Raw genomic sequence first — 616 nt, 5'->3', positions numbered from 1 at the left:
CTTCCAGCGCTTTCAGCGCGGAACCACGAACTACCGGCAGGTCATCACCCGGGAAGTCATACTCGGTCAGCAGTTCACGAACTTCCATCTCGACCAGTTCGAGCAGCTCTTCGTCATCTACCATGTCGCACTTGTTCATGAACACGATCATGTACGGGATACCAACCTGGCGACCCAGCAGGATGTGCTCACGAGTCTGAGGCATTGGGCCGTCAGTCGCAGCTACTACCAGGATCGCGCCGTCCATCTGAGCAGCACCGGTGATCATGTTTTTCACGTAGTCGGCGTGCCCTGGGCAGTCAACGTGCGCGTAGTGACGAGTCGGGGTGTCATACTCAACGTGAGAGGTGTTGATGGTGATACCACGAGCTTTTTCTTCTGGCGCGTTATCGATCTGGTCGAAAGCACGTGCAGAACCGCCGTAGGTTTTAGCCAGTACGGTGGTGATCGCTGCAGTCAGGGTAGTTTTACCGTGGTCAACGTGGCCGATAGTACCAACGTTAACGTGCGGTTTTGTACGTTCAAATTTTTCTTTAGACACGGCTATATTCCTTACTATAGCGCTCTCCCCTTCTGGAGAGAGCACGGGACTTTGGTTTTAACCCTGCGGCTTATT

At 53.6% G+C, this 616-nt stretch carries 1 protein-coding gene; it reads right to left on the bottom strand.

Annotation, left to right across the window (positions count from 1 at the left end):
• A partial coding sequence (locus tag Q7C20_RS26825) for a GTP-binding protein (RefSeq protein ID WP_375071199.1) occupies window positions 1-541 on the bottom strand: 541 nt, incomplete at its 3' end.
• Window positions 542-616 lie beyond the last annotated feature (75 nt).

The organism is Pseudomonas sp. AMR01 (assembly GCF_041946035.1).
Classification (GTDB): domain Bacteria; phylum Pseudomonadota; class Gammaproteobacteria; order Pseudomonadales; family Pseudomonadaceae; genus Aquipseudomonas; species Aquipseudomonas antarctica_B.
Note: the sequence above shows the minus strand (reverse complement) of the source record. Positions and strands in the feature narration are given on the sequence as shown.